Origin of the sequence: Pseudonocardia ailaonensis, from assembly GCF_039531635.1 — a bacterium.
Classification (GTDB): Bacteria; Actinomycetota; Actinomycetes; order Mycobacteriales; family Pseudonocardiaceae; genus Pseudonocardia; species Pseudonocardia ailaonensis.
This window is the reverse complement of the sequence record NZ_BAAAQK010000028.1, coordinates 393,677-418,164: the sequence shown is the minus strand read 5'-3', so window position 1 is coordinate 418,164 and position 24,488 is coordinate 393,677. Positions and strand designations below refer to the sequence as shown.

The 24,488-nt window shown below is 74.9% G+C and carries 26 protein-coding genes; 21 read left to right on the top strand and 5 right to left on the bottom strand.

Going from position 1 to position 24,488, the window contains the following annotated elements:
- The first annotated feature begins 65 nt into the window (after window positions 1-65).
- The 7 genes from eccCb to glmM all read left to right on the top strand — a co-directional run bounded on the left by eccCb (window position 66) and on the right by glmM (window position 7,198).
- Window positions 66-2,456, top strand: a complete 2,391-nt coding sequence (gene eccCb / locus ABD324_RS34350; RefSeq protein WP_344427054.1) for a type VII secretion protein EccCb — start codon at window positions 66-68, stop codon at window positions 2,454-2,456.
- The gene (locus ABD324_RS34345) at window positions 2,453-3,859 is read left to right on the top strand and encodes a type VII secretion-associated protein (RefSeq protein WP_344427052.1); all 1,407 of its coding nucleotides are present in this window, start codon (window positions 2,453-2,455) and stop codon (window positions 3,857-3,859) included. The genes eccCb and ABD324_RS34345 overlap by 4 nt, the downstream gene beginning before the upstream one ends.
- Window positions 3,860-3,947: 88 nt before the next feature.
- Window positions 3,948-4,274: a WXG100 family type VII secretion target gene (locus ABD324_RS34340; protein WP_344427049.1), complete on the top strand. Its 327-nt coding sequence runs from the start codon at window positions 3,948-3,950 to the stop codon at window positions 4,272-4,274.
- A 10-nt stretch (window positions 4,275-4,284) separates the two neighbouring features.
- A complete protein-coding gene (locus tag ABD324_RS34335; RefSeq protein WP_344427046.1) occupies window positions 4,285-4,572 on the top strand; it encodes a WXG100 family type VII secretion target in 288 nt (95 codons plus the stop codon).
- A gap of 243 nt (window positions 4,573-4,815) precedes the next feature.
- Entirely contained in the window at window positions 4,816-5,259 is a 444-nt protein-coding gene (rplM, locus tag ABD324_RS34330; RefSeq protein ID WP_344427044.1) for a 50S ribosomal protein L13, read from the top strand.
- A 32-nt stretch (window positions 5,260-5,291) separates the two neighbouring features.
- Window positions 5,292-5,843, top strand: coding sequence for a 30S ribosomal protein S9 (gene rpsI / locus ABD324_RS34325; RefSeq protein WP_344427041.1), 552 nt, complete (start codon window positions 5,292-5,294; stop codon window positions 5,841-5,843).
- 14 nt (window positions 5,844-5,857) lie between these two features.
- Window positions 5,858-7,198, top strand: coding sequence for a phosphoglucosamine mutase (glmM, locus tag ABD324_RS34320; RefSeq protein ID WP_344427038.1), 1,341 nt, complete (start codon window positions 5,858-5,860; stop codon window positions 7,196-7,198).
- A 51-nt stretch (window positions 7,199-7,249) separates the two neighbouring features.
- Here the strand turns inward: glmM and ABD324_RS34315 are convergent, their stop codons facing one another.
- Genes ABD324_RS34315 through ABD324_RS34305 form a run of 3 tightly spaced genes read right to left on the bottom strand, consistent with a single transcriptional unit; the run spans window position 7,250 to window position 8,694 of the window.
- Window positions 7,250-7,561: a hypothetical protein gene (locus ABD324_RS34315; protein ID WP_344427035.1), complete on the bottom strand. Its 312-nt coding sequence runs from the start codon at window positions 7,559-7,561 to the stop codon at window positions 7,250-7,252.
- Entirely contained in the window at window positions 7,558-7,860 is a 303-nt protein-coding gene (locus ABD324_RS34310; RefSeq protein ID WP_344427032.1) for a hypothetical protein, read from the bottom strand. Before ABD324_RS34310 ends, ABD324_RS34315 begins: the two co-directional genes overlap by 4 nt.
- A gap of 6 nt (window positions 7,861-7,866) precedes the next feature.
- Window positions 7,867-8,694 carry a poly(ethylene terephthalate) hydrolase family protein gene (locus ABD324_RS34305; protein ID WP_344427029.1) on the bottom strand — a complete coding sequence of 276 codons (828 nt, stop codon included), beginning with the start codon at window positions 8,692-8,694 and terminating at the stop codon, window positions 7,867-7,869.
- A 152-nt stretch (window positions 8,695-8,846) separates the two neighbouring features.
- Here ABD324_RS34305 and ABD324_RS34300 point away from each other — a divergent pair, with 152 nt between their 5' ends.
- The 9 genes from ABD324_RS34300 (at window position 8,847) to tsaD (ending at window position 16,369) form a co-directional block, all read left to right on the top strand.
- Window positions 8,847-9,146 carry a DUF4333 domain-containing protein gene (locus tag ABD324_RS34300; RefSeq protein ID WP_344427026.1) on the top strand — a complete coding sequence of 100 codons (300 nt, stop codon included), beginning with the start codon at window positions 8,847-8,849 and terminating at the stop codon, window positions 9,144-9,146.
- 19 nt (window positions 9,147-9,165) lie between these two features.
- Complete coding sequence (locus ABD324_RS34295; RefSeq protein ID WP_344427023.1) at window positions 9,166-10,641, top strand: NAD(P)H-hydrate dehydratase; 1,476 nt, start codon at window positions 9,166-9,168, stop codon at window positions 10,639-10,641.
- A gap of 96 nt (window positions 10,642-10,737) precedes the next feature.
- A complete protein-coding gene (gene alr / locus ABD324_RS34290) occupies window positions 10,738-11,907 on the top strand; it encodes an alanine racemase (protein WP_344427020.1) in 1,170 nt (389 codons plus the stop codon).
- A 2-nt stretch (window positions 11,908-11,909) separates the two neighbouring features.
- The gene (locus ABD324_RS34285; protein ID WP_344427017.1) at window positions 11,910-13,037 is read left to right on the top strand and encodes an alpha/beta fold hydrolase; all 1,128 of its coding nucleotides are present in this window, start codon (window positions 11,910-11,912) and stop codon (window positions 13,035-13,037) included.
- On the top strand, window positions 13,037-13,498 hold the full coding sequence (tsaE, locus tag ABD324_RS34280; protein WP_344427014.1) for a tRNA (adenosine(37)-N6)-threonylcarbamoyltransferase complex ATPase subunit type 1 TsaE: 462 nt from the start codon (window positions 13,037-13,039) through the stop codon (window positions 13,496-13,498). The genes ABD324_RS34285 and tsaE overlap by 1 nt, the downstream gene beginning before the upstream one ends.
- Window positions 13,495-14,202 (top strand): HAD family hydrolase, encoded by a 708-nt coding sequence (locus ABD324_RS34275; RefSeq protein ID WP_344427011.1) that lies wholly within the window; start codon window positions 13,495-13,497, stop codon window positions 14,200-14,202. Before tsaE ends, ABD324_RS34275 begins: the two co-directional genes overlap by 4 nt.
- A gap of 24 nt (window positions 14,203-14,226) precedes the next feature.
- Window positions 14,227-14,886, top strand: coding sequence for a tRNA (adenosine(37)-N6)-threonylcarbamoyltransferase complex dimerization subunit type 1 TsaB (tsaB, locus tag ABD324_RS34270; RefSeq protein WP_344427008.1), 660 nt, complete (start codon window positions 14,227-14,229; stop codon window positions 14,884-14,886).
- Complete coding sequence (gene rimI / locus ABD324_RS34265) at window positions 14,883-15,329, top strand: ribosomal protein S18-alanine N-acetyltransferase (protein ID WP_344427005.1); 447 nt, start codon at window positions 14,883-14,885, stop codon at window positions 15,327-15,329. The genes tsaB and rimI overlap by 4 nt, the downstream gene beginning before the upstream one ends.
- Window positions 15,326-16,369, top strand: a complete 1,044-nt coding sequence (tsaD, locus tag ABD324_RS34260) for a tRNA (adenosine(37)-N6)-threonylcarbamoyltransferase complex transferase subunit TsaD (RefSeq protein WP_344427002.1) — start codon at window positions 15,326-15,328, stop codon at window positions 16,367-16,369. The genes rimI and tsaD overlap by 4 nt, the downstream gene beginning before the upstream one ends.
- Before the next feature lie 133 nt (window positions 16,370-16,502).
- On the opposite strand, the gene ABD324_RS34255 is transcribed toward tsaD, so the two are convergent.
- A complete protein-coding gene (locus tag ABD324_RS34255; RefSeq protein ID WP_344426999.1) occupies window positions 16,503-17,432 on the bottom strand; it encodes an aldo/keto reductase in 930 nt (309 codons plus the stop codon).
- Window positions 17,433-17,595: 163 nt separating this feature from the next.
- Here ABD324_RS34255 and groES point away from each other — a divergent pair, with 163 nt between their 5' ends.
- Together groES and groL are read left to right on the top strand one after the other, a co-directional pair.
- The gene (gene groES, locus ABD324_RS34250) at window positions 17,596-17,889 is read left to right on the top strand and encodes a co-chaperone GroES (protein ID WP_093077482.1); all 294 of its coding nucleotides are present in this window, start codon (window positions 17,596-17,598) and stop codon (window positions 17,887-17,889) included.
- A gap of 79 nt (window positions 17,890-17,968) precedes the next feature.
- The gene (gene groL, locus ABD324_RS34245) at window positions 17,969-19,585 is read left to right on the top strand and encodes a chaperonin GroEL (protein ID WP_344426996.1); all 1,617 of its coding nucleotides are present in this window, start codon (window positions 17,969-17,971) and stop codon (window positions 19,583-19,585) included.
- An 86-nt stretch (window positions 19,586-19,671) separates the two neighbouring features.
- On the opposite strand, the gene ABD324_RS34240 is transcribed toward groL, so the two are convergent.
- The gene (locus ABD324_RS34240; protein ID WP_344427568.1) at window positions 19,672-19,974 is read right to left on the bottom strand and encodes a WhiB family transcriptional regulator; all 303 of its coding nucleotides are present in this window, start codon (window positions 19,972-19,974) and stop codon (window positions 19,672-19,674) included.
- A gap of 142 nt (window positions 19,975-20,116) precedes the next feature.
- On the opposite strand from ABD324_RS34240, the gene ABD324_RS34235 reads away from it, so the two are divergent.
- From ABD324_RS34235 to ABD324_RS34225, 3 genes are all read left to right on the top strand, one after another.
- The gene (locus ABD324_RS34235; RefSeq protein WP_344426993.1) at window positions 20,117-21,169 is read left to right on the top strand and encodes a MerR family transcriptional regulator; all 1,053 of its coding nucleotides are present in this window, start codon (window positions 20,117-20,119) and stop codon (window positions 21,167-21,169) included.
- Between the two features lie 47 nt (window positions 21,170-21,216).
- Window positions 21,217-22,482 carry a hypothetical protein gene (locus ABD324_RS34230; protein ID WP_344426990.1) on the top strand — a complete coding sequence of 422 codons (1,266 nt, stop codon included), beginning with the start codon at window positions 21,217-21,219 and terminating at the stop codon, window positions 22,480-22,482.
- A 188-nt stretch (window positions 22,483-22,670) separates the two neighbouring features.
- Window positions 22,671-23,267 carry a response regulator transcription factor gene (locus ABD324_RS34225; protein WP_037046231.1) on the top strand — a complete coding sequence of 199 codons (597 nt, stop codon included), beginning with the start codon at window positions 22,671-22,673 and terminating at the stop codon, window positions 23,265-23,267.
- Window positions 23,268-24,488 lie beyond the last annotated feature (1,221 nt).

Here is a 24,488-nt window from a genome sequence, read left to right as displayed (position 1 = left end):
AGCTCCTGGGCTGATCAAGTCGTCCCCGAGTCGGTGTTGCTGCACCTCTCGGGGGCGCAATTTAGGTGTGCTTCCGGATTGGGTCCGGCAAGAGCGAGCTGTTGCGCACGCTGGTGCTCGGCCTGGCGCTGACCCACGGCTCGGACGAGCTGAACCTCGTCCTCGTGGACTTCAAGGGCGGCGCGACCTTCCTCGGGCTGGCCGGGCTGCCGCACGTCGCGGCGGTGATCACCAACCTGGCGGACGAGACGGCGCTGGTCGACCGGATGGCGGACGCGATCGGCGGCGAGATCACCCGCCGCCAGGAGCTGTTGCGCGCGGCCGGGAACCTGGCGAGCGTCGCGGACCTCGACGCCGCCCGGGCCGACGGGCGGGAGCTGCCGGCGCTGCCCGTGCTGATGATCGTCGTGGACGAGTTCTCCGAGCTGCTCGCCCGCCGGCCCGAGCTGGTGGACCTCTTCGTGACGGTCGGGCGGCTGGGGCGCTCGCTGGGGCTGCATCTGCTGCTGGCCTCGCAGCGCCTGGACGAGGGCCGGCTGCGCGGGCTGGAGTCGCACCTGTCGTACCGGATCGCGCTGCGCACCTTCTCCCCGGCGGAGTCGCGCGCCGTCCTCGGCGTGACCGACGCGCACTCGCTGCCGCCCACCCCGGGCTCGGCGATCCTCAGCGCCGGCACGGACCAGCTCGTCCGCTTCCGTTCCGCCTACGTGTCCGGCGCGGGACAACCCCTTCCGGTCGCCGGGGCGCGGCACGCGTACCGCTTCACCGCGGCGCCGGTGCGCGCGGTCGAGACGGCCGTCGCGGAGCCGGGCGGGCGTTCGCTGCTCGACACCGCCGTCGAGGCCCTCACCGCGGTGACCGGCCCTGCGGCACACCAGGTCTGGCTGCCGCCGCTCGACACCCCGCCCGCGCTCGCCGAGCTCGATCCGGGGCCGCCGGGTGGGCTCCGGGCCGTCGTCGGTGTGGTGGACCGCCCTGCGCTGCAACGGCGGGACCCGCTGCTGGTGGACCTGTCCGGCGCGGCGGGGCACGTCGCGGTCGCGGGCGGTCCGCGGGCGGGGAGGTCGACGGCCCTGCGCACGCTGGTCACCGCGCTCGCGCGCACCCACTCACCGGCCGAGCTCGGGATCCACGTGCTGGACCTCGGTGGCGGTGCGCTCGCCGGCCTGGACGCGCTGCCGCACGTCGGGACCGTCGCCGGCCGGGGTGAGCCGGACCTGGTGCGGCGCACGCTCGCCGAGGTGCTGGGGATCGTCACCCGCCGTGAGGCGCTGTTCCGTCGGGCGGGGATCGGCTCGGTGGAGGAGTTCCGGGCTCGGCGGGCCGCCGGGGAGCTCGGCGAGGAGCCCGCGACGGACGTCCTGCTCGTCGTCGACGGGTACGGGGCCCTGTGCGCGGACCCGCCGGGTGGGCCGACCGACGATCCCGCGGCCCGCCTTGCCTCACTGGCCTCGCGGGGCCTCGCCCTCGGTGTCCACCTCGCGCTGTCCGTGCATCGCTGGGCGGAGCTGCGGCCGGCGCTCAAGGACCAGCTGGGCACCCGGCTGGAGCTGCGGCTGGGGGAGCCGGGGGACTCGGAGGTGGACCGGCGTCGTGCCGCGGCCGTGCCTGCCCGCCCGGGGCACGGCCTGGCGCCGGACGGCGCGGCCATGGTCGTGGCGGAACCCGGTGTGCCACAGCCCCTTCCGGGACCGGGGTTCCCGCCGGTCCGGCTCCTCCCGGAGCTCGTGCCCGCCGGATCGCTGCGGGACGCCGGCGGCGGGGGGCTCCCGCTGGGCGTCGACGAGGAGCGGCTGGAGACCGTGCTGCTGGACCCGGCCGAGCCGCACCTGCTCTGCTTCGCCGACGGGCGCAGCGGCAAGACCGCGCTGCTGCGGCTCGTGGCCCACGCCGTCGCGCGGCGGTTCACCCCGGAACAGGCGCGGATCGTGGTGATCGACCCGCGCCGGTCGCTGCTGGGCTCGGTGCCGGAGAGTCACCTGATCGCACACGCGGGCACTCCCGCCGCGATCGCCGAGGCGGCGGCCGAGGTCGCCGCGAGCCTGCGCGGGCGGCTGCCGGGCCCGGAGGTCACCGCGGACCAGCTGCGCGCGCGGGACTGGTGGAGCGGCCCGGACGTCTACGTCCTGGTGGACGACTACGACCTGGTCGCCCCGGCCGGAGCCGCCGCGCCGAGCCCGCTCGCGCCGCTCGCGGACTTCCTGGCGCAGGCCGCGGACGTGGGGCTGCACCTCGTCCTCGCGCGGCGGACCGGTGGGGCCGGGCGGGCGCTGTTCGATCCGCTGGTGGGGCGGCTGCGCGAGCTCGGCGGGCCCGCGCTGGTGATGCACGGCAGCCCGGACGAGGGCGCGCTGGTCGGCGCGGTGCGGGCCGGGCCGCAGCCGCCCGGGCGCGGGGTCCTCGTCGACCGGCGGCACGGGGCGCGGCTCGTGCAGCTCGCCTGGGTCGATCCGTGACGCTGGTGGTCGACCCCGGCCGCACCGGCACCCGGGTGGCCGGACCCGGGCCCGCGTTGCTGGGGATCGTGGCGGCGGGGACCACGCCCGCCCGCGCGGCGGCGGTGTTCGGGCCGGGGGAGCCGTTCGTGCTGGCCCGCGCCGGTGCGGGCCTGGTCGTCGACGTCGGGCTGGTGGCCGCGCGGGTGACGCGGGACGGGCGGCTCGTGCGGGAGGTCCCGGTCGGCGGCCGGGACCTCGACGCCGCGGTCGGGGCGCTGCTGCCGGGGCCGCCGCGGCGGATCGCGGACGTCACGGTGCTGCGGGAGACGCTGTCCCTGCAGCCCGCCGCGACGATCGGCGTCGGGGAGGGGCGGGTGCGGGTCACGGCGGAGGCGGTGCGGGAGGCGGTCCGGCCGCTGTTGTCGCGGATCGTCGCCGAGGTGGCCGGGGTGGCGCGCGGGCCGGAGGACCTGCTGGTCGGGGTCCGACCATCGGAGGACCTGCTGGTCAGGGTCCGACCAGCAGAGGACCTGCTGGCCGGGGTTCGACCCTCAGCGGACCTGCTGGCCGGGGACCGGTCGTCCGAACCCGTGCTGCTGGTCGGCGGGGTGGCGCGGACACCGCTGCTCGCCGAGCTGATGGACGAGGCCGGGCTGCGGGTGGTCGTGGCGGAGCGGCCCGAGGTGGCGGTGCTGCTCGGGACGGCGGTGCTGCTCGGGACGGGGCGGCGGATCGGCGCGGTCCCACCGGCGGCCCGGTCGGTTCCGGGCGCGGGGTCGCCGGGCTCTGCGGCACCCCGGGGGCCTGCGCGTCGCCGAGGTGCGACCCGGGCTACCGGAACCGCCGACTCGCGGGGGGTGGGGCCGGCCGGGGCGCGGGCCCGGTGGATCACGCCTCCGGCGGCCGGGCGTCCCGTGCGGCGCCGCGCCGCACTCGTCGCCACCTGTCTGGTGGTGGTCGCCGCGCTGCTCGGGGCCGGGCGGCTGCTGCCCGTCCCGGGGCCCGTCCTCGCGCAGTACGGGTACGAGCTCGTGCTGCCCGACGGATGGGAGCACGCCGGGGGTGAGCCCACCCGTCGCCGGACCCTGCTCGTCCCTGCCTCCGCACCCGACGGGACCGGGCTGGTCGCGGTGGAGCGGACGCCGCTCGGCTACGACTCGCGGGAGGAACCGGCCCGTGCCGCGGCCGAGCTGCGCGACCGGCACGCCCGGGCCCGCGCCGCGGGGCAGCCCCTCGGCCCGCTGCGCGAGGAGGACGGTGAGCTGCGGTTCCGCGAGGAGCAGGGCGGCGCCGTCGTCGAGTGGCACGTGCGGATGGCGGGGACGGACCAGTTCAGCGTCGGCTGCCGGTACCCGCCCGGTGGATCGGCCGAGGTGGACCGGGCCTGCGCCGTGGTCCTCGGCTCGGTCCGGGCCGACTGATTCGCGCCGGTGAACGGAATCCCGCGTTCCGGCCCGCGCGGGGCGCCCGCTTGCGACGCTGCGCCCGACCACGAACCAGGGAGGACACATGACGAGTCCGACGGGTGGTGCCGGCTACGGCACGACGACCGAGGAGATGGCGCGCGCCGGGCAGCGGGTGCTCGACACGGACGAGCGCGTGCAGGGCGACCTCCGGGCGCTCGCCTCGCAGCTGACCCCGCTGGCGGGGGCGTGGCGGGGGGAGGCCGCGACGGCGTTCGGCGAGCTCATGGCCCGCTGGGAGACCGACGCGCGGCAGCTGTCGGCGGCACTGCGCGGGATCGGCGAGGCGATCGTCGGGTCCGGGCGGACCTACCAGCAGGCGGAGGCCGACGGGTCGGCCGCGCTGTCGTCCATCCGCGCGGCACTGGGCTGAGGGGGCCGGGATGGCGGAGATCAAGGTCACGTTCGCGGAGCTGGCGGCCGCGCAGTCGGCCGTCGCGGGGACCGCACAGCGCATCAACGCCCAGCTCGACGACCTCGAGCGCGAGCTGGCGCCGCTGGTCGCGACCTGGCAGGGGCAGGCGGCCACGGACTACGCGGCCCGGCAGCGGCAGTGGGACGCCGCCGCGGCGGACCTCACCGCGGTGCTCGCGCGGATCGGCGCGGCCCTCGGCCAGGCCGACCAGGGCTACCGCCAGGTCGAGGCGGCCAACGCCCGGCGCTGGACGTGAGGGGTGCCCCGTGCCGGAGCCGTCCGGCACGGGGCGTACCCTCATCCATCAGGGCGTTCGTGGTCCGGAGGGGGTCGTTGTGACCTCCCATCCGGGCGGCGGGTACCCTGACTGTTCGTTGTGCGGCGGGTTGGAGACCCGTGCCGCCACCTGACGGTGGTCGGTCGGCGTCCGCGTCACCGCACGAGACACAGAGACTGACTTCGAGGCAGCTCCCGAGCCCGAGAACGACGAGGTAGACCCGTGCCCACGTACAGCCCCAAGCCCGGTGACATCACCCATGCCTGGCATGTGATCGACGCCAGCGACGTGGTGCTCGGTCGCCTGGCCACCCACGCGGCGACGCTCCTGCGCGGCAAGCACAAGCCGACGTACGCGCCGCACATGGACACCGGTGACTTCGTCATCATCGTCAACGCGGAGAAGATCGCCGTCTCGGGCAAGAAGCGGGACGACAAGTTCGTCTACCGGCACTCGGGCTTCCCGGGTGGCCTCAAGCAGCGTTCGGTCGGCGAGATGATCGAGTCGCACCCGGACAAGCTGGTCGAGAAGGCCATCAAGGGCATGCTGCCGCACAACCGGCTCGGCCGGGCGATGGCGAAGAAGCTGAAGGTCTACGCCGGCCCGTCGCACCCGCACGAGGCGCAGAAGCCGCAGCCGTTCGAGATCATCCAGGTCGCGCAGTGACCACCCCCGAGAGCAACGAAGAGGGACAGAGCGTGAGCACCCCCGAGTCCGCCGACCAGGAGGTCTACGCCTCCGACGAGGCGACCGCCGGCGAGAGCCTGGACTACACCATCGGCGACGCCGCGGCGTTCGACGCGGCCGAGGGCGAGACCGAGGTCGCGGCCGACGAGTTCGCCGTCGAGGCCCCGATCCTCTCCGACCGGCCCGTGCAGACGGTCGGCCGCCGCAAGGAGGCCATCGTCCGCGTCCGGCTCGTGGCGGGCTCCGGCCAGTTCACGCTGAACGGGAAGTCGCTCGAGACCTACTTCCCGAACAAGCTCCACCAGCAGCTCGTCAAGGAGCCGCTGGTCACGGTCGAGAAGACCGAGCGTTTCGACATCTTCGCCAACCTCCGGGGCGGCGGCACGTCGGGCCAGGCGGGCGCGCTGCGCCTCGCGATCGCCCGTGCGCTGATCGAGGTCGACTCCGAGGACCGCCCGCCGCTCAAGAAGGCCGGCTTCCTCACCCGTGACTCCCGCGCCACCGAGCGCAAGAAGTACGGCCTCAAGAAGGCCCGCAAGGCGCCTCAGTACTCCAAGCGCTGATCAGGGGCCCACGGATGCGTCGACTCTTCGGAACCGACGGCGTCCGAGGCCTGGCCAACGGCGAGCTCCTCACCCCGGAGCTCGCCGTTGCCGTGTCCGCCTCGGCCGCCCGTGTGCTCGCCGCCCACCGTTCCGGGGACGGGCGACCGGTCGCCGTCGTCGGGCGGGACCCGCGGGCGAGCGGCGAGATGCTCGAGGCCGCCGTCCTCGCGGGCCTCACCTCCGCCGGGGCGGACGCGATCCGGCTCGGTGTCCTGCCGACACCGGCCGTCGCCCACCTCGTCGCGGCGCTGGGCGCCGATCTCGGCGTGATGATCTCGGCCTCGCACAACGCGATGCCGGACAACGGCATCAAGCTGTTCGCCGCGGGCGGGCACAAGCTGCCGGACGCGCTCGAGCTCGAGATCGAGCAGGGCATCGACGCCGCCCACGAGCGTCCGACGGGTGCGGCGATCGGCCGCATCCGGGACCTGCCGGATGCGCTGGCGCGCTATGTCGAGCACCTGCTCGCCGCGAGCCCGCGCCCGCTGACCGGGATCCGTGTGGTCGTCGACTGCGCCCACGGCGCCGCCTCCGAGGCCGCGCCCGAGGCGTACGCGAAGGCCGGCGCGGAGGTCGTGGCGCTGCACGCCGCGCCGGACGGCCTCAACATCAACGACGGCGTCGGCTCCACGCACATGGCGGCCCTGCAGGCTGCCGTGGTCGAGCAGCGGGCGCACCTGGGCATCGCCCACGACGGGGACGCGGACCGCTGCCTGGCGGTCGACGCCGACGGCCGGGTGGTCGACGGCGACCAGATCCTGGCCGTCCTCGCGCTCGGGATGAAGGAGAGCGGCCGGCTGGCCGGGGACACGCTGGTGGCCACGGTCATGAGCAACCTCGGTCTGCACCTCGCGATGCGCGAGGCGGGGATCGCGCTGCGGACCACCGCGGTGGGCGACCGGTACGTCCTCGAGGAGCTGCGCACCGGCGGTTTCTCCCTCGGCGGCGAGCAGTCCGGGCACGTCGTGCTCCCCGGCCACGCCACGACGGGCGACGGCCTGCTCACCGCGATGCTGCTGATGGCCCGGATGGCGGGCACGGGCAGGTCGCTTGCCGAGCTGGCCGCCGTCGTCACGCCGCTGCCGCAGGTCCTGCAGAACGTGCCGGTGGGGGACAAGGCCGCGGTCGCGGCGTCGCCCGCGGTTGCGGAGGCGGTCGCCGTCGCGGAGGCGGAGCTGGGCGAGACGGGCCGGGTGCTGCTGCGGCCCTCGGGTACGGAGCAGCTGGTGCGGGTGATGGTCGAGGCCGCCACCCAGGAGCTCGCCGAGGCCACCGCGAGCCGGATCTCCGCGGTCGTCGCCGCCGCGTCCTGAGCGGCGTCGTGAGCGTGTGTTTCGGGCTCCCGAAAGTGCCGACTCGCGGGTTCACGGGGGGCGCTCGTCGGGGGTGTCGGCGAGGAGGGGGAGGCGGACGCCTCTCGACTCCGAGGGTCTGCGGCCGGTCGTGCTCGGGACGAGCGGGCCGGTGGCCTCCTCCGTGACGGCCTGCGCGAGGGTGCGCGCGATCTCGGCCGCGCGGTCGGCCTGACGGTCCAGGGCACGTCCCACCATCGTGATCCGGTCCGCCAGGGCCTCGCCGGACGGACCCGCCCAGCTCTCCCGCACCGCCCTGGCCAGCCGCGCCGCGTCCGCCACCGCCAGGCGGAGGCGTTCGATCACGTCCTCGAGCCCGGTCACCACCGGAAGGCCCGCGCGGCGTCCGCGTCGGCCTCCCGGAGCCCGGTCGCCGTCGTCCGCAAGAGGTCGGTGGCCGCGTCGAGCTCGTCCGCCGCTCGGGAGACCGTCTCTGCGAGGTCGTCGGGGAACCCGAGGCGGCGGATCCGGGTGTGGAGGTCGCCGAGGTCCGCCGCGAGCCGGGCCGCCTGCGCGGCGGCCGCCCCGGCGCCGTCCGGATCGAGGCTCAGGTCGGGCTGCATCCCGACAGCCTGCGCCCCGCCGCCGAGCTCGGAGGGCGAACGGCCGGAACCGTTCGCCATCGCGAATCAGTCGAAGGTGTCGAGCGAGGTACCGGGCACCTTGCCGTCGACCAGGTCGTCGACCCGGTCCTCGCCGCACAGCTCCTTGAGCAGGAACGCCGTGACCAGCGCCCGGGTGATCCGCCGGACCTTGGCGTTCGGGCCGCCCGAGAGCACCAGGTCGGACCAGTGCACCCCGGCGAGGAAGTCCGTGTGCCCGGCCTTGGGGAGCGTCCGCACCCAGCGCCGGCCCGCGCCCGCCTCGGCGATCTGCAGCGCGTGCCCGGCGGGTGGCGCCACCGTGTCCTGACCGGCGACGATGTGCAGGGCGGGCACCGACACGGCCTTGGCCGCCTCGATCGCCGACGGCCGGGTCTGCGAGGCCGCGACCGTGACCACCGCGGCGACCTTCGGATGCCCGGCGGCGGCCAGCAACGCGGCCCCCGCCCCGACGCCGTGCCCCGCCAGCGCGGTGCGCCGGGAGTCGACGCTGATCCGGCCGTCGCCCAACCGCACGCCCGCGCAGACCTCCACGGTGGTCCGCAGGTCCGCGGAGAACCGCGCCGTGCTGGGCAGTGGGCCGCCCTGCGAGCCGGGCGCGGCCGCGACGATCCCCCAGGACGCGAGGTGGCGGAGCAGCTCGGCGTAGCGGGAGACCGGCTGCACCCAGTCGTGCCCGAACGCGACGGCCGGCAGGCCGAGGCCCTCGGCCGGCGCGAACACGACCCCGGGGATACCGACGAGCCCGAGATCGCCGCGCAGCACCTCGTTCGGCCCGGGCCGGGACAGCTGCTCGAGCGCGTCCTTCGCGTTCCGCAGGGCGGGAGGACGGGTGAACGTGCTGGTCCGGCTCACGGGGTGAACCTACCGCCGGGTCGGCCTGCGCGCTGCACCGCGTACCTCGGTCGTGCCACCCCACCACGCAGGTGTGGTGGCACCACCCATGATCGGGGCCCGCTCCACGAATAGCGTTCTGAGCAGCCCGAACACCAGCAGAGAGGGACGTCATGAACGCCAGGATCGCCCGCACCGTCGGCACACTGGTCGCGGCCGGGGGCCTGCTCCTGGGCCTCAGCGCCTGCAGCTACAGCGTCGCCGCCGACGACGTGAAGTCCCAGATCACCAGCGCCGTGCAGGACCAGCTGCAGGCCGCGCCGACGTCGGTCACCTGCCCGAGCGACCTCGACGCGAAGGTCGGCGCCACCCTGACCTGCACCGTCGTGATGCCGGACCAGAAGTTCGACGTGGTGGCGAAGGTCACCGCGGTGGAGGGCAAGGACGTCAAGTTCGACATCAACCAGGTCTGAGCGCCTACGGTCGGCACCCGTGTACGGGGTATGGACCGCTGACCGGATCCGGGCCGCGGAGCGACCGCTGCTCGATCGCCTCCCGCAGGACGCCCTGATGCGCCGGGCCGCCCACGGTCTCACCGTGGCGGTCCGGCGTTTCCTCGTGTCGACGACGGGGAGACGGGTGGTCCTGCTGGTCGGGGCCGGGGACAACGGGGGAGACGCCCTGTGGGCAGGCGCCGAGCTGCGCCGGTCCGGGGCCGCTGTCACCGCCGTGCTCCTGGCCCCCGAGCGGGCGCACGCCACCGGGCTGGCCGCGTTCCGCCGGGCGCGGGGCAGGGTCGTGGACGCCTCCGCCGCCCTCGAGATCGTGAGATCTGCCGACGTCGTGGTGGACGGGATCGTCGGGATCTCCGGCCGGGGCGGGCTCCGGCCCCCGGCGGACGCCCTGGTGGCGGCCGCGGCCGGCGTCCCGGTCGTCGCGGTGGACCTGCCGAGCGGCGTCGACGCGGACACGGGGCTCGTCGAGGGCACCGCGGTCGACGCCGCGCTCACCGTGACCTTCGGGGCCCGCAAGCCGGTGCACGTCCTCGCGGCGCCGCGCTGCGGTCCCGTCGAGCTCGTCGACATCGGGCTCGACCTGGGCGAACCCGACGCGTGGGTGCTCGAGGCGGCCGACGTCGGCGCCCGCTGGCCGATCCCCGGTCCGGCCGACGACAAGTACACCCAGGGCGTGGTCGGGATCGCCGCCGGCTCCGCGACCTACCCCGGTGCCGCCGTGCTCGCGGCGGGCGCCGCGACCCTCGCGACCAGCGGGATGGTCCGGTTCGCCGGTTCCGCGGCGGACGGGGTGCGGGCGCGGTGGCCGGAGATCGTCGCCACCGACACGATCGACGAGGCCGGCCGCACCCAGGCGTGGACGGTCGGGCCCGGCATCGGCACGGACGACGCCGGTCGCGCCCTGCTGGAGGCCGTGCTGGCAAGGGACGTCCCCGTCTGTGTCGACGCGGACGCGATCACGCTGCTCGCCGGGGACAAGGCTCTGCGGGACGCGGTCCGCGGGCGGCCGATCGTGCTGACCCCGCACGCCGGCGAGTTCGCCCGGATCGCCGGGGAGGTGGGTGCGGACCGGATCGGCGCGGCCCGCCGGGCGGCGGCCGAGCTGGGGGTGACGGTGCTGCTCAAGGGCAACGCCACGGTCGTCGCCGATCCGTCCGGGCGAACCCTCGTGCACCCGTCGACGGACGCGTGGGCGGCCACCGCCGGGTCCGGGGACGTGCTCAGCGGGATCCTCGGCGCGCTGCTCGCCGCCGGGCTGGAGCCCTGGTGGGCGGCCGGGTGCGCGGCCCACGTGCACGCCCTCGCCGCCTCCCTGGCGGCCCACGGGTTGCCCGGGCCCGCCGGCTCCGCGCTCGGCCGGCCGGGGGTGCCGGCCTCGGCGTCGGCGCTGCAGGCGGCGGTTCCCGAGGCGATCCGGCGGGTGCGCGAGGCGGGTTGTCCACAGGCTCGCTGACACATCGGCGCAGGTCACGAGGCTGCGGAAGATTCACGGGGTGAGGTCGGCCGTCGAGGCCCGGCCGGGGGTGTCACCGGATGCCAGAATCGTCACGTGCCCGAGCTCCCCCGCCACCCGCCGCCCCGCGCCGAGGCGCACGTCGACCTGGAGGCGATCCGCCACAACGTCCGGTACCTCTCGGGGGCCGCGTCCGGTGCGGCGACGATGGCCGTCGTCAAGGCGGACGGGTACGGCCACGGCGCCGTACAGGTCGCCCGCGCCGCCCTCGGGTCCGGCGCGAGCTGGCTGGGGGTGTGCACGCTCGAGGAGGCGCTCGAGCTGCGCGCCGCCGGGATCGAGGCCCCGGTCCTGTCCTGGCTGCACCTGCCGGCGGAGGACTTCGCCCCCGCGGTCACCGCCGGCGTCGACCTGTCGGTGGCCTCCGTGCGGCACCTCGCCGCGGTGCTCGACGGGGCGCGGCGGGCGGGCCGGCACGCCCGGCTGCATCTCAAGATCGACACCGGGCTGTCCCGCAACGGCTGCCCGCCCGCGGACTGGCCCGAGCTGCTCGACGCGGTGGAGAAGGCGGGCGAGGCCGTCGAGGTCGTCGCCGTCTGGTCGCACCTCGCCTACGCGGACCAGCCGCACCATCCGACGATCGACCTGCAGAAGGGGCGGCTGGAGGAGGCCTGGGAGCTGGCCCGGGCGCGCGGCTTCGCCCCGATCCGGCACCTCGCGAACTCGGCGGCCACCATGACCCGGCCGGACCTGCACTACGACCTGGTCCGGCCCGGGATCGCCGTCTACGGGCTGGACCCGCTGGACCGGCCGGTGCCGGAGTCCCCGCTGCGGCCGGCGATGGAGCTCCGCGCCCGGGTCGCGCTGGTCAAGCGGGTCGCCGCGGGCGAGGGCGTGTCCTACGGGCACGAGTGGACCACCCCCCGCGAGACCACCCTGGCGCTCGTCCCCGTCGGCTATGCGGACGGCGTGCCGCGGCGGCTGAACACCGGTGGCCGGATGCAGGTGCACCTGGCGGGGGCCGTGCGGCCGGTCGTGGGCCGGGTCTGCATGGACCAGGTCGTCGTCGACTGCGGGGACGACCGGGTGGCCGAGGGCGAGGTCGCGGTCCTGTTCGGCGCGGGGGCCGGCGGTGGCCCCACCGCGCAGGACTGGGCCACCGAGCTCGGCACGATCCACTACGAGATCGCGACCGGGGTGCACGGCGCGCGGGTCCGGCGCACGTACTCCGGGTCCGGCGCAGGTCTCGACGGGGCGGGGGAGTGAGCGTGGTCAGCCGCAGAGCCTGGCAGGCGCTCGGGGTCGCGGGCGGGGTCGCGGGTGCGGCCGGGGCCGCCGTCGGCGTCGGGGTGGCCACGCACCGGCGCCGCGAGCTCGCACGGGACCGCCGGCGCCTGGCCGGCGAGCTGGACTCCCGCGGGGAGCAGCCGGGCGCGCAGCCGGCGCCGACCTCGTCGTCCGTCATGGCGGACGACGGCATCCGGCTGGCCTGCGAGGAGATCCCGCCGCAGCAGGGCCCGCCGCGGCTCACCGTCGTGCTCGTGCACGGCTTCGCGCTGGACCGGCGGACGTGGTTCTTCCAACGGCAGTCGCTGCCCGCGCTCGTCGATCCCGCGGTCCGCACCGTGCTGTACGACCAGCGCAGCCACGGCCGTTCCGAGCGCGCCCCGCGGGACACCTGCACGCTCGAGCAGCTCGGCCGCGATCTCGAGGCCGTGCTGCGGGCGCTGGCGCCGGAGGGTCCGCTCGTGCTCGTCGGGCACTCCATGGGCGGGATGACGCTGATGGCGCTCGCCGAGCAGCATCCGGAGCTGTTCGACTCGCGGGTCCTCGGCGTCGCCCTGATCTCGACGTCGGCGGGGGAGATGGGCAGCGCCGGGCTGCCGGGCTCGCTGCTCTCCCGCTACAACCCGCTGACCAGGGGGATCGGTGGGCTGGCCCGGTTGCAGCCGAAGCTGGTGCAGCAGGGCCGCCGGATGCTGTCGGACGTCATCTGGGGGATCACCCGCCGCTTCGCCTTCGGCGACCGGAAGGTGGACCCGGCCCTGGTCGACCTGGTGGACACCATGATCAGCGCCAACGCCGTCGACGCGCTCACGGACTTCGTCGACACCCTGGGCACGCACAACCGGATCGCGGCGCTGCCCGCGCTGGCCGGCTGCGAGGTCCTCGTGATGGCCGGGACGAAGGACGAGGTCATCCCGTACACGCACGGCGAGCGGATCGCGGCGGAGCTGCCGTCGGCGCAGATGATCTCCTTCGAGGGCGTCGGGCACCTGCCGATGCTGGAGCGCCGCGCCGAGGTGGAGGATGCGCTCGAGGGGCTGATCCGCCGCTCGGCCGCCCGGATCCCGGCACCGGCCCGGCGGGCCCCGGGCCGGAAGAGGAGAGCCTGATGCGCTGGGACACCGTGGTCGAGCTGCCGGAGCCGGCGGACACCGAGGCCTACGGGGAGGAGCTCGGCCGTGAGCTCGCCGCGGGGGACCTCGTGGTCCTGTCCGGGCCGCTCGGCGCGGGCAAGACGGCGCTGGTCCGGGGGCTGGCGCGGGGACTGAAGGTGGCCGGGCCGATCACCTCGCCGACCTTCGTCATCGCCCGCGAGCACCGGCCGCTGCCGGAGGGGCCGGGCGTCCCGCTGGTGCACGTCGACGCCTACCGGCTCGGGATGGTCGGCTCCGTGGCCGACGAGCTGGACGACCTGGACCTGGACACCGACCTCACCGAGGCGGTCGTGGCCGTCGAGTGGGGCGAGGGCGTGGCGGAGCGGCTGGCGGAGTCGCACGTGCTGGTGCACCTCGAGCGCCGGGCGGACGACGTCCGGGAGGCGCGGGCCGAGCGGGTGGGGGTACGGGCGTGATCGACGCCGTGATCTTCGACTGGGGCGGCACCCTCACGCCCTGGCTCACCATGGACTTCCACGCGGGCTGGCAGGCCTACGCCGCGATCCGGCACGCGGACGATCCCTCCCTCGCCCGTGAGGTGGCCACGGCCCTGGCGGCGGCCGACCTGGCCCGCTGGGCCTCGGTCAAGGAGGGCGCGGCGGCCTTCCACCTCGACCACGTCTTCGCCGACGCGGCGGTCGACCCGCACGAGCGACACCCGGAGGCCCTGGACGCCTACCGCGAGTTCTGGGTGCAGGCCACGCACACCGATCCCGAGGCCGCGCCGATGCTGCGCGCGCTCAAGGAGCGGGGCATCAGGCTCGGCGTGCTGTCGTCCACGATGTGGCCGGGGGAGTGGCACGAGGAGTGGCTGCGCCGCGACGGCGTCCTGGAGCTGTTCGACGGCGTGACCTGGAGCAGCGACCTCGAGTACACGAAGCCGCATCCCGAGGCCTTCCACGCCGCGCTCGCCGCGGTGGGCGGGGCGGACCCCGCGCGGAGCGTCTACGTCGGGGACCGCCCGTACGACGACATCAGCGGCGCGAAGGGCGTCGGCATGCGCGCGGTCCTGGTGCCGCACAGCGACATCCCGGTCGCGCAGCAGGTCCCGGTGGACGTCGAACCGGACGGGATCATCCAGCGCCTGGCCGAGCTCCCCGACCTCCTCCGGGACTGGTGAGCGCCCGGTCGTAGGCTCGGCGTCGTGCTCGTGCTGGCCCTGGACACCTCCACCCCCGCCGTCACCGCCGGAGTGGTGCGGGACGGCCGGGAGCTCGCCGTCTACACCGACACGGACGGGCGCAAGCACGGCGAGCTGCTGATGCCGGGCGTGCAGGCCGCGTGCCGGGAGGCCGGGGTGACCCTGAAGGACCTCGACGCGGTCGTCGTCGGGGCCGGGCCGGGTCCGTTCACCGGGCTGCGGGTCGGGATGGTCACCGCGGCCGCGCTCGGGGACGCGCTGGGGATCCCCGTGCACGGTGTCTGCTCGCTGGACGCGATCGCCGCGACCGTCGTCGCGGCCGGGACGCTGACCGGGAACCTGCTGGTCGCCACGGATGCGCGGCGCCGCGAGGTCTACTGGGCGGCGTACGAGGCCGAGGGGCTGCGGCTGACCGGTCCGTCCGTCGAGAGCCCGGCGGCGCTCGCGGAGCGGCTGCCCGGGCTCGGGCTGGTCGCGGCCGCCGGCACCATGGTCGAGCAGTTCGGGCTGCCCGTCCGCGGGCCGGCCACCCCGACGCCCGCCGGCCTGGTCGCGACGGCCGACCTCGCCGCCGATCGCACGGCCGTCCCCGGCCCGCTGGAGCCGCTCTACCTGCGCCGGCCCGACGCCGTCCCGCCGGGGGAGCGGAAGGCCGTCTCGTGATCGGCCCGCTCTACCGGGCGGACGCCGAACGCTGCGCCGCGCTGGAGAAGGTGCTCTTCCCCGGCGACGATCCCTGGTCGGCGCAGGCCTTCCGGGACGAGGTGTCGCGCGGGCTGCCGTACTTCGGCGCCCGGATCGAGGGCGAGCTCGTCGGGTACGCGGGGCTCGGCTTCACCGCCGGGCCGCCGCAGGCCGAGGCCGAGGTGCACACGATCGGCGTCGACCCCGCCCACCAGGGCAAGGGCATCGGCCGGGCGCTGCTCGACGCGCTGCTCGGCGTCGCGGACGAGGTGCACGCCACCGTGTTCCTGGAGGTCCGCACGGACAACGCGGCCGCGATCGGGCTCTACGAGAAGACGGGGTTCGAGACCGTCGGGCTGCGCAAGCGCTACTACCGGCCGAGCATGGCCGACGCCTACACGATGAAGAGGGACCCGCGGTGACGATCGTCCTCGGTATCGAGACCTCCTGCGACGAGACCGGGGTCGGGATCGTCCGGATGTCGGACGCCGGCGTGCCGGAGCTGCTGGCGAACGAGATCGCGTCCAGTGTGGAGGAACACGCCCGGTTCGGCGGCGTGGTCCCGGAGGTCGCCTCGCGGGCGCACCTGCAGGCGATGGTCCCGGCCGTGCACCGGGCCCTGTCGGTCGCCGGCCTCAAAGGGGCCGATGTGGACGCCGTTGCCGTCACGGCCGGCCCGGGGCTCGCGGGGGCGCTGCTCGTGGGGGTCGCGGCGGCGAAGGCCTACGCCGCGGCGTGGGAGGTGCCGCTGTTCGGCGTGAACCACCTGGCCGCGCACGTCGCCGTCGACACGGTGCAGCACGGGCCGCTGCCGCCCGCGCTCGCGCTGCTCGTCTCCGGCGGGCACTCCAGCCTGCTCGCGGTGCCGGACCTCGCCGGGCCCGTCACCCCGCTCGGTGCCACGATCGACGACGCCGCCGGCGAGGCCTTCGACAAGGTCGCGCGCCTGCTCGGCCTGCCCTTCCCCGGCGGGCCGTGGATCGACAAGGCCGCCCGCGAGGGCGACCGCACCGCGATCCGCTTCCCGCGCGGGCTCACCGGCCCCCGCGACGCCAAGTACGACTTCTCCTTCTCCGGGCTGAAGACGGCGGTGGCCCGGCACGTCGAGGCGCTGCAGCGATCCGGTGCGGAGGTGCCGGTCGCCGACGTCGCCGCCTCGTTCCAGGAGGCCGTCACGGACGTGCTGACCATGAAGACGGTCCGGGCGGCGAAGGAGTTCGGCATGGACACCGTGCTGCTCGGCGGCGGGGTCGCGGCCAACTCGCGGCTGCGGGAGATGGCCGAGGAGCGCTGCACCGCCGCGGGCCTGCGCCTGCGCGTCCCCCGCCCGGGCCTGTGCACGGACAACGGCGCCATGGTCGCCGCACTGGGCGCGCACCTCGTCCACACCGGTGCGCAGCCCTCCGACCTGCACCTCCCAGCGAACTCGGGCCTCCCCGTCACCGAGATCCTGGTCCCCTGACCCCGCGGGTCGGCGCGTCGGGCGCAGCCCGCCATCGAGCCGAGCCGGGAGCCTGAAACACACGCTGCCGACACGTCGTCAGCGTGTGTTTCGGCCTACGAGAAGTGCCGACTCGCGGGGTTGGGGGCGGGCGTCAGGAGCTGACGTGGGAGAGGAGGCGGAGCTCGTCGTCGGTCAGGGTGAGGGTGAGGGCGGGGAGGATGCCCTCCAGCTGCTCGACGGTGCGGGCGCTGGCGATCGGGGCCGTGACCGTGGGCCGGGAGGCGAGCCAGGCCAGTGCGACGGCGGCCTGGGTGGTCCCGTGGCCCTCGGCGATCTCGTACAGCGAGGCGAGGACGCCGCCGGCGCGCGGGTCGTCCAGGTACTTCGACGCGCCCGCGGCCCGGACCGAGTCGACGGTCTCACCGGCGCGGTACTTGCCGGTGAGGAAGCCCGCGGCCAGCGCGTAGTACGGGAAGCACGCGATGTCCTCGGACTCCAGCAGCGGCGCGAGGGAGGCCTCGTAGTCCGCCCGCTCCATGAGGTTGTAGTGCGGCTGCAGCGCGGCGTAGCGGGTCAGGCCGTCCCGGTCGGAGATCTCCAGCGCGGAGCGCAGGCGCGAGGCGGAGAAGTTCGACGCGGCGACGGCGCGGACCTTGCCCTCCTTCACCAGCGAGTCGAAGGCGTCGAGCGTCTCCTCCTGCGCGGTGTCCGGGTCGTCGCGGTGGGCGTAGTACAGGTCGATGTGGTCGGTGCGCAGCCGGCGCAGCGAGTCCTCGCACGCGGCCTTGATGTTCTCCCCGCCGAGGCCGGGCCGCTCGGGCCAGCTGCCGACCTTGGTCGCGATCACCATGGCGTCGCGGTTGCCGCGGGCGGCCATCCAGTCGCCGAGGATCGTCTCGGACTCGCCGCCCGAGTTCCCGGGCGCGCGCCACATGTAGGAGTCGGCGGTGTCGACGAAGGTCCCGCCCGCCCCGGCGAACGCGTCGAGCACCGCGAAGGACTGCTCGGCGTCCGCCGACCAGCCGAAGACGTTGGCCCCGAGACAGAGCGCCGAGACCTCGATTCCGGAAACGGAAGGCATGCCCGAAGACTACGGTGGCGAGCCTGTTGAGGGTCTGGCACTCTCGTGGGTAGAGTGCCAGCGCACAGTTCAGGTCGGGATGCCCCGGCACCCGCGACGGCGGGGCCCCCTGGTCGGCTGTCAGTGGACTCACTACGGACAGACACACCAGAAAGGCGAGGTCATCGTGGCGAACATCAAGCCGCTCGAGGACAAGATCGTCGTCCAGGCGAGCGAGGCCGAGACCACCACGGCCTCCGGCATCGTCATCCCGGACACCGCGAAGGAGAAGCCCCAGGAGGGCAAGGTCCTCGCGGTCGGCCCCGGCCGGATCGACGACAACGGCAACCGCGTCCCGCTGGACGTCGCCGTGGGCGACGTCGTCATCTACTCGAAGTACGGCGGCACCGAGGTCAAGTACAACGGCGAGGAGTACCTGATCCTCTCCGCGCGTGACGTGCTCGCCGTCGTCAACTGACGACGTTTCGCGTGTGATCCCGCCCCGGCGGCCCCCGGGCCCCCGGGGCGGGTCCCTTTCCTGACCGAGAGAGGCATTGATGGCGAAGCAGATCAGCTTCGACGAGGACACCCGGCGTGCGCTCGAGCGTGGTGTGAACCAGCTCGCGGACGCCGTGAAGGTGACGCTCGGCCCGCGTGGCCGGCACGTCGTCATCGACAAGAAGTTCGGTGGACCGACCGTCACCAACGACGGCGTGACCATCGCCCGCGAGATCGACCTCGAGGACCCCTTCGAGAACCTCGGGGCCCAGCTCGCGAAGACCGTCGCGACCAAGACGAACGACGTCGCGGGCGACGGCACCACCACCGCCACCGTGCTCGCGCAGGCGCTGGTCAAGGAAGGCCTGCGCAACGTCGCGGCCGGGGCCAACCCGACCGCGCTGGGCAAGGGCATCGCCGCCGCGGCCGACAAGGTCTCGGAGTGGCTGCTGTCGAAGGCCACCCCGGTCAACGGCGCCGAGCACATCGCGCAGGTCGGCACCATCGCCTCCCGCGAGGAGGAGATCGGCCGCCTGATCGCGGACGCGATCGGCTCCGTCGGCAACGACGGCGTGATCACGGTCGAGGAGGGCTCCACGCTCTCCACCGAGCTCGAGATCACCGAGGGCCTGCAGTTCGACAAGGGCTACCTGTCGCCGTACTTCGTCACGGACGCGGAGTCGATGGAGGCGGTCCTCGAGAACGCCTACATCCTGCTGCACCGCGACAAGATCGGCTCCATCCAGGACCTGCTCCCGCTGCTGGAGAAGGTGCTCGGCGAGGGCAAGCCGCTGCTGATCATCGCCGAGGACGTCGAGGGCGAGGCCCTGTCCACGCTGGTGGTCAACTCGATCCGCAAGACCGTCAAGGTCGCCGCGGTCAAGTCGCCGTTCTTCGGCGACCGCCGCAAGGCGTTCATGGACGACCTCGCCACCGCCACCGGCGGTCAGGTCATCAACCCGGAGGTCGGGCTCAAGCTGTCCGAGGCCGGGCTGGACCTGCTGGGCTCGGCGCGCCGGATCGTCGTCACCAAGGACGCCACCACCATCGTCGAGGGTGGCGGCGGGGCGGACGCCGTCCAGGCCCGGATCGCCCAGATCAAGGGCGAGATCGAGTCGACGGACTCCGACTGGGACCGCGAGAAGCTCCAGGAGCGGCTGGCGAAGCTGTCCGGCGGCGTCGCGGTGATCAAGGCCGGGGCGGCCACCGAGACCGCGCTCAAGGAGCGCAAGCACCGCATCGAGGACGCCGTCGCGGCGACCCGTGCGGCGGTCGAGGAGGGCATCGTCCCCGGCGGCGGCTCCGCGCTGGTCCAGGCCGCGAAGGCCCTCGACGAGCTGCAGCTCACCGGGGACGAGGCCACCGGCGTCGCGATCGTCAAGAAGGCGCTGAGCGCCCCGCTCTTCTGGATCGCCACCAACGGCGGCCTCGAGGGCGCGGTCGTCACCGCCAAGGTCGCCGACCAGGCCTGGGGCCAGGGCTTCAACGCCGCGACCCTCGCCTACTCGGACCTGCTGGCCGACGGCGTCATCGACCCGGTGAAGGTCACGCGCAGCGCCGTGGTCAACGCCGCGTCGATCGCGCGGATGGTGCTCTCCACCGAGAGCGCCGTCGTCGACAAGCCCGAGGAGGCCCCGGCCGCTCCGGCCGCCGGTGGTCACGGGCACGGTCACTGAGCTCGGCCTGCACCGAGTCCGACCTTCACTGAGTCGGACCTGTAGGGCAGAAGGGCGGGAGGCTTCGGCCTCCCGCCCTTCGGCGTTCACACGTGCTGGATGCGGAGCGTCCGGCTGCTGTCGCGGACGATCGCGTCCCGCTCGTGCTCGGACAGGCCGCCCCACACGCCGTAGGGTTCCTGGACCTCGAGCGCGTGCCGCCGGCACTGTTCGATGACGGGGCAGGCCGCGCAGATCTCCTTGGCCCGCCGCTCGCGGTTCGTCCGCGCCGGGCCCCGCTCGTTCTCCGGATGGAAGAAGAAGCCGGAGTCCATCCCGCGGCAGGCGCCGTGACGCTGCCAGTCGTAGAACTCCGCCACCGGGCCCGGCAGTCGCCTGATGTCCGCCACCGTGATCACCATCCGTTCGAGGACGCGTTGCTGCTCGGCAGCCTGATGCCCACCCTAGAACCGCGCCAAACCTTGTTCAAGGGTTTCGGGCATCGGGTGTGGTCGGGTTGCCGCCCGGCGGGCTACCGCCGACGATGGTCGGATGACCCGGCCCTCCGCGCCTCCCCCCGTCCGGGCCGTGACGCCGGAGACGCCGCAGCTCACGGTCGCCGCGGTCGCCCGCAGGCTCGGGATCGCCCCGGCCACGCTGCGCACCTGGGACCGCCGGTACGGGATCGGGCCGGGCGCGCACACCCCGGGGACGCACCGGCGGTACGGCCCGGAGGACCTCGCGCGGCTGGAGGTGATGCAGCGGGCGCTCATGGCCGGGGCCACCCCGGCGGAGGCGGCCCGCCACGCCCGGACCGGTGCGACCGCCCCGACCCTGCCGGTGGTGGCGGAGCCGGATCGCGAGGTGGGGCCGGATCGCGAGGTGGGGCCGGATCGCGAGGAGCCCGACTGCGAGCCGGGAGTCGGGGACGATCTCGGGCGGCCCGGGGGATGGGCGCTGCGGCTGTCCGGCGCCGGCCGCCGGGCCCGCGGGATCGGCCGGGCGGCACTGGCCATGGACGCGACGGCCGTGCGCCGGCTGGTCGCGGAGGCGGTCGAGGCCGAGGGGCTGGAGTACACCTGGAACCACGTGGTCCGGCCCGTGCTCGGGGCCATCGCCGCGCGCTGGGAGTCCACCGGGGCCGGGGTGGAGATCGAGCACCTGGTCAGCGAGGCCGTGACGGCGGTGTTCTCGGCCCGGGGGCTGGCCGCGGCGGAGCGGGTGGAGCCGGTGCCGGTCCGGCCCGTCCTGCTCGCGGGCGCACCGGGTGAGCTGCACTACCTCCCGCTCGTCGCGCTGGGTGCGGTGCTGGCCGAGCGAGGCATCCCCCACCGGCCGCTCGGCGCGAACCTGCCGGTCGACGCCCTGGTCGCGGCGGTGCGCCGGATCGCGCCGTCCGTGGTGGTGCTCTGGGCGCAGGATCCGGCGACCGCCGATGCGGCGGTACCGGCGGCGCTGCCCCGTACCCGGCCCCGGTTCCGCTCGTTTGCCGCAGGGCCGGGCTGGACGACGACGCCCCTGCCGCCGGAGGTCGGTCGGCTCGACTCCCTCCGGGACGCCGCCGACACTCTCGGCGGCCTGCTCGGGGTCACTCACACGAACTAGTCCGTGTGAGTGGATAGGCCGATTTCGGCGCGAACGGATCCCCTCACATGGGCTACAGGCTCGTGAGCGAGGCCGCGTTCGGTTCTCGCCCCGGCGTGTCGGTCCACGGGGACGGTCGAACGGATCCCGCGGTGCGCTGGACGGCGGCCGTGGCCCTCGGTGGGCAAGGTCGTTTCGCGGCCGCCGCCGCCCTCCTGGAGGGGCTCCTGCGAGACCCGCGGACGCCGCCGGAGATCCGTGCCCACGCCTTCGTCGCCCGGGCCTCGCACCTGCGCCAGCGGGGCGGCCACGCGGCCGCCGAACGCCTCGACGGGGCCGCTGCGGCCCTGGCGACGGCGGTCTTGCGCGGCCGGGACCGACCCGGGGGTCCGGCGGGGGAGACGGTGGCCGCGACGCCCGCGCTGCTCCCGCCGACGGGCCCGGACGGGACGCCCCGAGGGCTGTCCGGGGTGGCGGAGGCCGACGCCCTCTCCGCGCTGGCGGACGCCCTCGTGGGCCTCGCCGCCGACGCCCTCGGCCAGGGCTCGTTCCCCCGTGCCACCGCCCTCCTGGCGCGGGCGGAGGCTCTCGCCATCACGGGCGCGAGACGCCCTCTGACCAGCGACGATGAGGTGATTCGCCGGCCTCTGTCCGGCTCGGACGGCCGGGCAGGCGCAGTGCCGGGGTGTCGCCGCTCCCTCGTCCGGCTCGGCTGGGTCCGGGCCGAGCTCGCGCTCGCGCAGGGCGATCTGCGCGCCGCCCGCCGGGCCGCCGCGCAGGCGCTCGTCGGGGCCGATGCGCTCGGGTCGCTCCGGCACCGGATCAAGTCGGCGTTGCTCGTCGGGGTGGTCGACGCGGTGGCGGCCGCGCAGGCGTCGGCGGCGGGAGCGCCGGCGACCGGGGCAGGCGCCCGTAGGGACCCGGGAGATCAGGACGTCGCCGCCGAGGCCCCGCACCCGACCCTCGCCGCCGCCCTGGGGACCCTCGACGCCGTGGCCCGGGACGCGGTCGCCGCGGGACTCCTCCCGCTCGCCTGGGCCGCGCTGAAGGCCGCCGCGGATCTGACTCCGGTGACCCCCGCGTCGCCCCTCGAAGTGATCGACACGGCCGGAGTGGGCCGGCCGCCGTCCGGCGGCAGCGGGCGACCGTCGGACCGTCCGAACGGGTCGGTGCACCCCCACGATCGGCGGCCCGAATGGTTGCTCCGATCGACGAACGGTGCGCCGAACGACGCGGCACGCCGACGACACGCCGCGGACGTCACGCTGAGCGTGATCCGGGCCCGATCCGAGGGCGTGGGGCGGCGCCTGATGGGGGGAGTGGTGCACGGGTGAGCGGAGGCTCGCGGTAACGTAATTACTCCATTCGGTCCCTAGTCACCCACATGACGAGTGCCACTCGGCGCAAGGGTCTCGAATGGAGGGCACAAAGTCGCCCTGATCGTGTCAAGGTGATCCGGTCACTCGCCGATGCGGAGGGTGACACATCACCCGGCTGCAGGAAGCTGCAGGAAGGAATCGTCGTGACGACGGTACTCATCTGCGACGATCGTCGCAGCGTCCGCGAAGGTCTGACCCGCGTGATGTCCGCGGTGCCGGGGGTGCACCGGATCGATTGCGTCGCCCACGGGGACGAGTTGCTGGCCCGGTTCTCCCGGCAGCCGGTCGACGTCGTCCTGGTCGGCACCCAGCGCGCGGTGCCCACCGGTGTGGAGGCCACCAGGCGACTGGTTGCCGCACACCCCCAGGCGAACGTCATCGTCTTCGGAGCCCCCGACGACGCGGGCAGCATCGCCGCCGCGATCGCCGGCGGTGCCCGGGGCTACCTCCGCTGGGACGCCTCGCGTCCCGAGCTGGTGGCCGCGCTCGCCCACACCCTCGCCTCCACCGCGGTCCCCACGCCGCGGGCGCCCGCCGACCCCGGCGTGCAGCTCACCGAGCGCGAGCTCCAGGTGCTGCGCGGGATGAGCCAGGGCAAGAGCAACGGGCAGATCGGTCGCGAGCTCTACCTGTCCGAGGACACGGTGAAGACGCACGCACGCCGGCTGTTCCGCAAGCTCGGTGTCCGCGACCGCGCCCAGGCCGTCGCGCACGGCTTCCGCCGCGGCCTGGTCTCCTAGGCCTCACCAGGGGCCTCACCTGGGCCTCACCTGGGCCTCACCAGGGCCGGATCGGGCCGATCGGTCGAGCAGGGCCGTTCGGTCGGGCGGAGCTGACCCGGACGGCGCGAGCCGGCCGGACCGGCAGCGCCCCACGGTCCGCGTCCGCAGCCCGCGCCCCTTCCACGGGGCCCAGGGCCGACAGGTCGAGCAGCGCCGCACGCCCCCGCGGCGGGCCGCCCGACCCGCGTTCACCCGGACCCGGTCCGGGAGCACGACCCGCTCGCCGCGGCCGGAGCCGTGTGGCTGTCGCAGCCCAGCCACACGCCGGCCCGGTCAGGTCCGTGCACCGTGCACGTCTCCCGCCGGAGTGTCCCCCTCCGGCGCCCCTCCGCGGCCGCCTCGAGCGTCACCGGAGCGCGCCGCGGCCCTCCCACTCTCCCGCCGCCGCCCTGCCGCCTCGCCCTCGGCGGGCTCGCCGCCGAGTGATCCGCGCGAGCGTCACCTGCGTGTCGTACGTCCCGCAGCCACGTGGCCCTCGGAACGATCGCCGCCGCGTGATCGACGCGGGCGCCACCTCTGCGTTGTGTCGCGCTGTCAGGTTGCTCTGGGAGGGGTCGGCGCGGCGTGATCGATGCGGGCGTCACTTCCACGTTGTGCGCGCCACGGTCACGTAGTCCCCGGAAGGACCAGCGGCGCGTGATCGACGCGAGCGTCACCCGTGCGTTGTGTGTTGCGCGGTCGGGTGGCTGTCGGAGGGATCAGCGCCGTGTGATCGATGCGGGCGTCACCTGTGCGTTGTGCATCGCGTGGTCGGGTGGCTGTCGGAGGGATCAGTGGCGCGTGATCGACGCGAGCGTCACCTGTGCGTTGTGTGTTGCGCGGTCTGGTGGCTCTGGGAGGGGCCAGTGCCGTGTGATCGACGCGGGCGTCACCTGTGCCTTGTGTGTCGCGCGGTCAGGTCGCTCTCGGACGGGTCAGTGCGGCGTGATCGATGCGGGCGTCACTTCCACGTCGTGTGTCGCGCAGTCGGGTGGCTCTGGGAGGAATCAGCGCCGAGTGATCCGCGCGAGCGTCACCTCTGCGTTGTACATCCCGCACTCAGGTCGCTCTCGGAACGGTCATCGTCGCGTGATCGACGTGCGTGCTCCCGCGCCGCTGTGGGAGGGCAGGAGGGTCGATCATGGAGTGCGTCGGTCGGCGAGCGTCGGCGATGACTCTCCGTACCGACTTTCGTCTCAG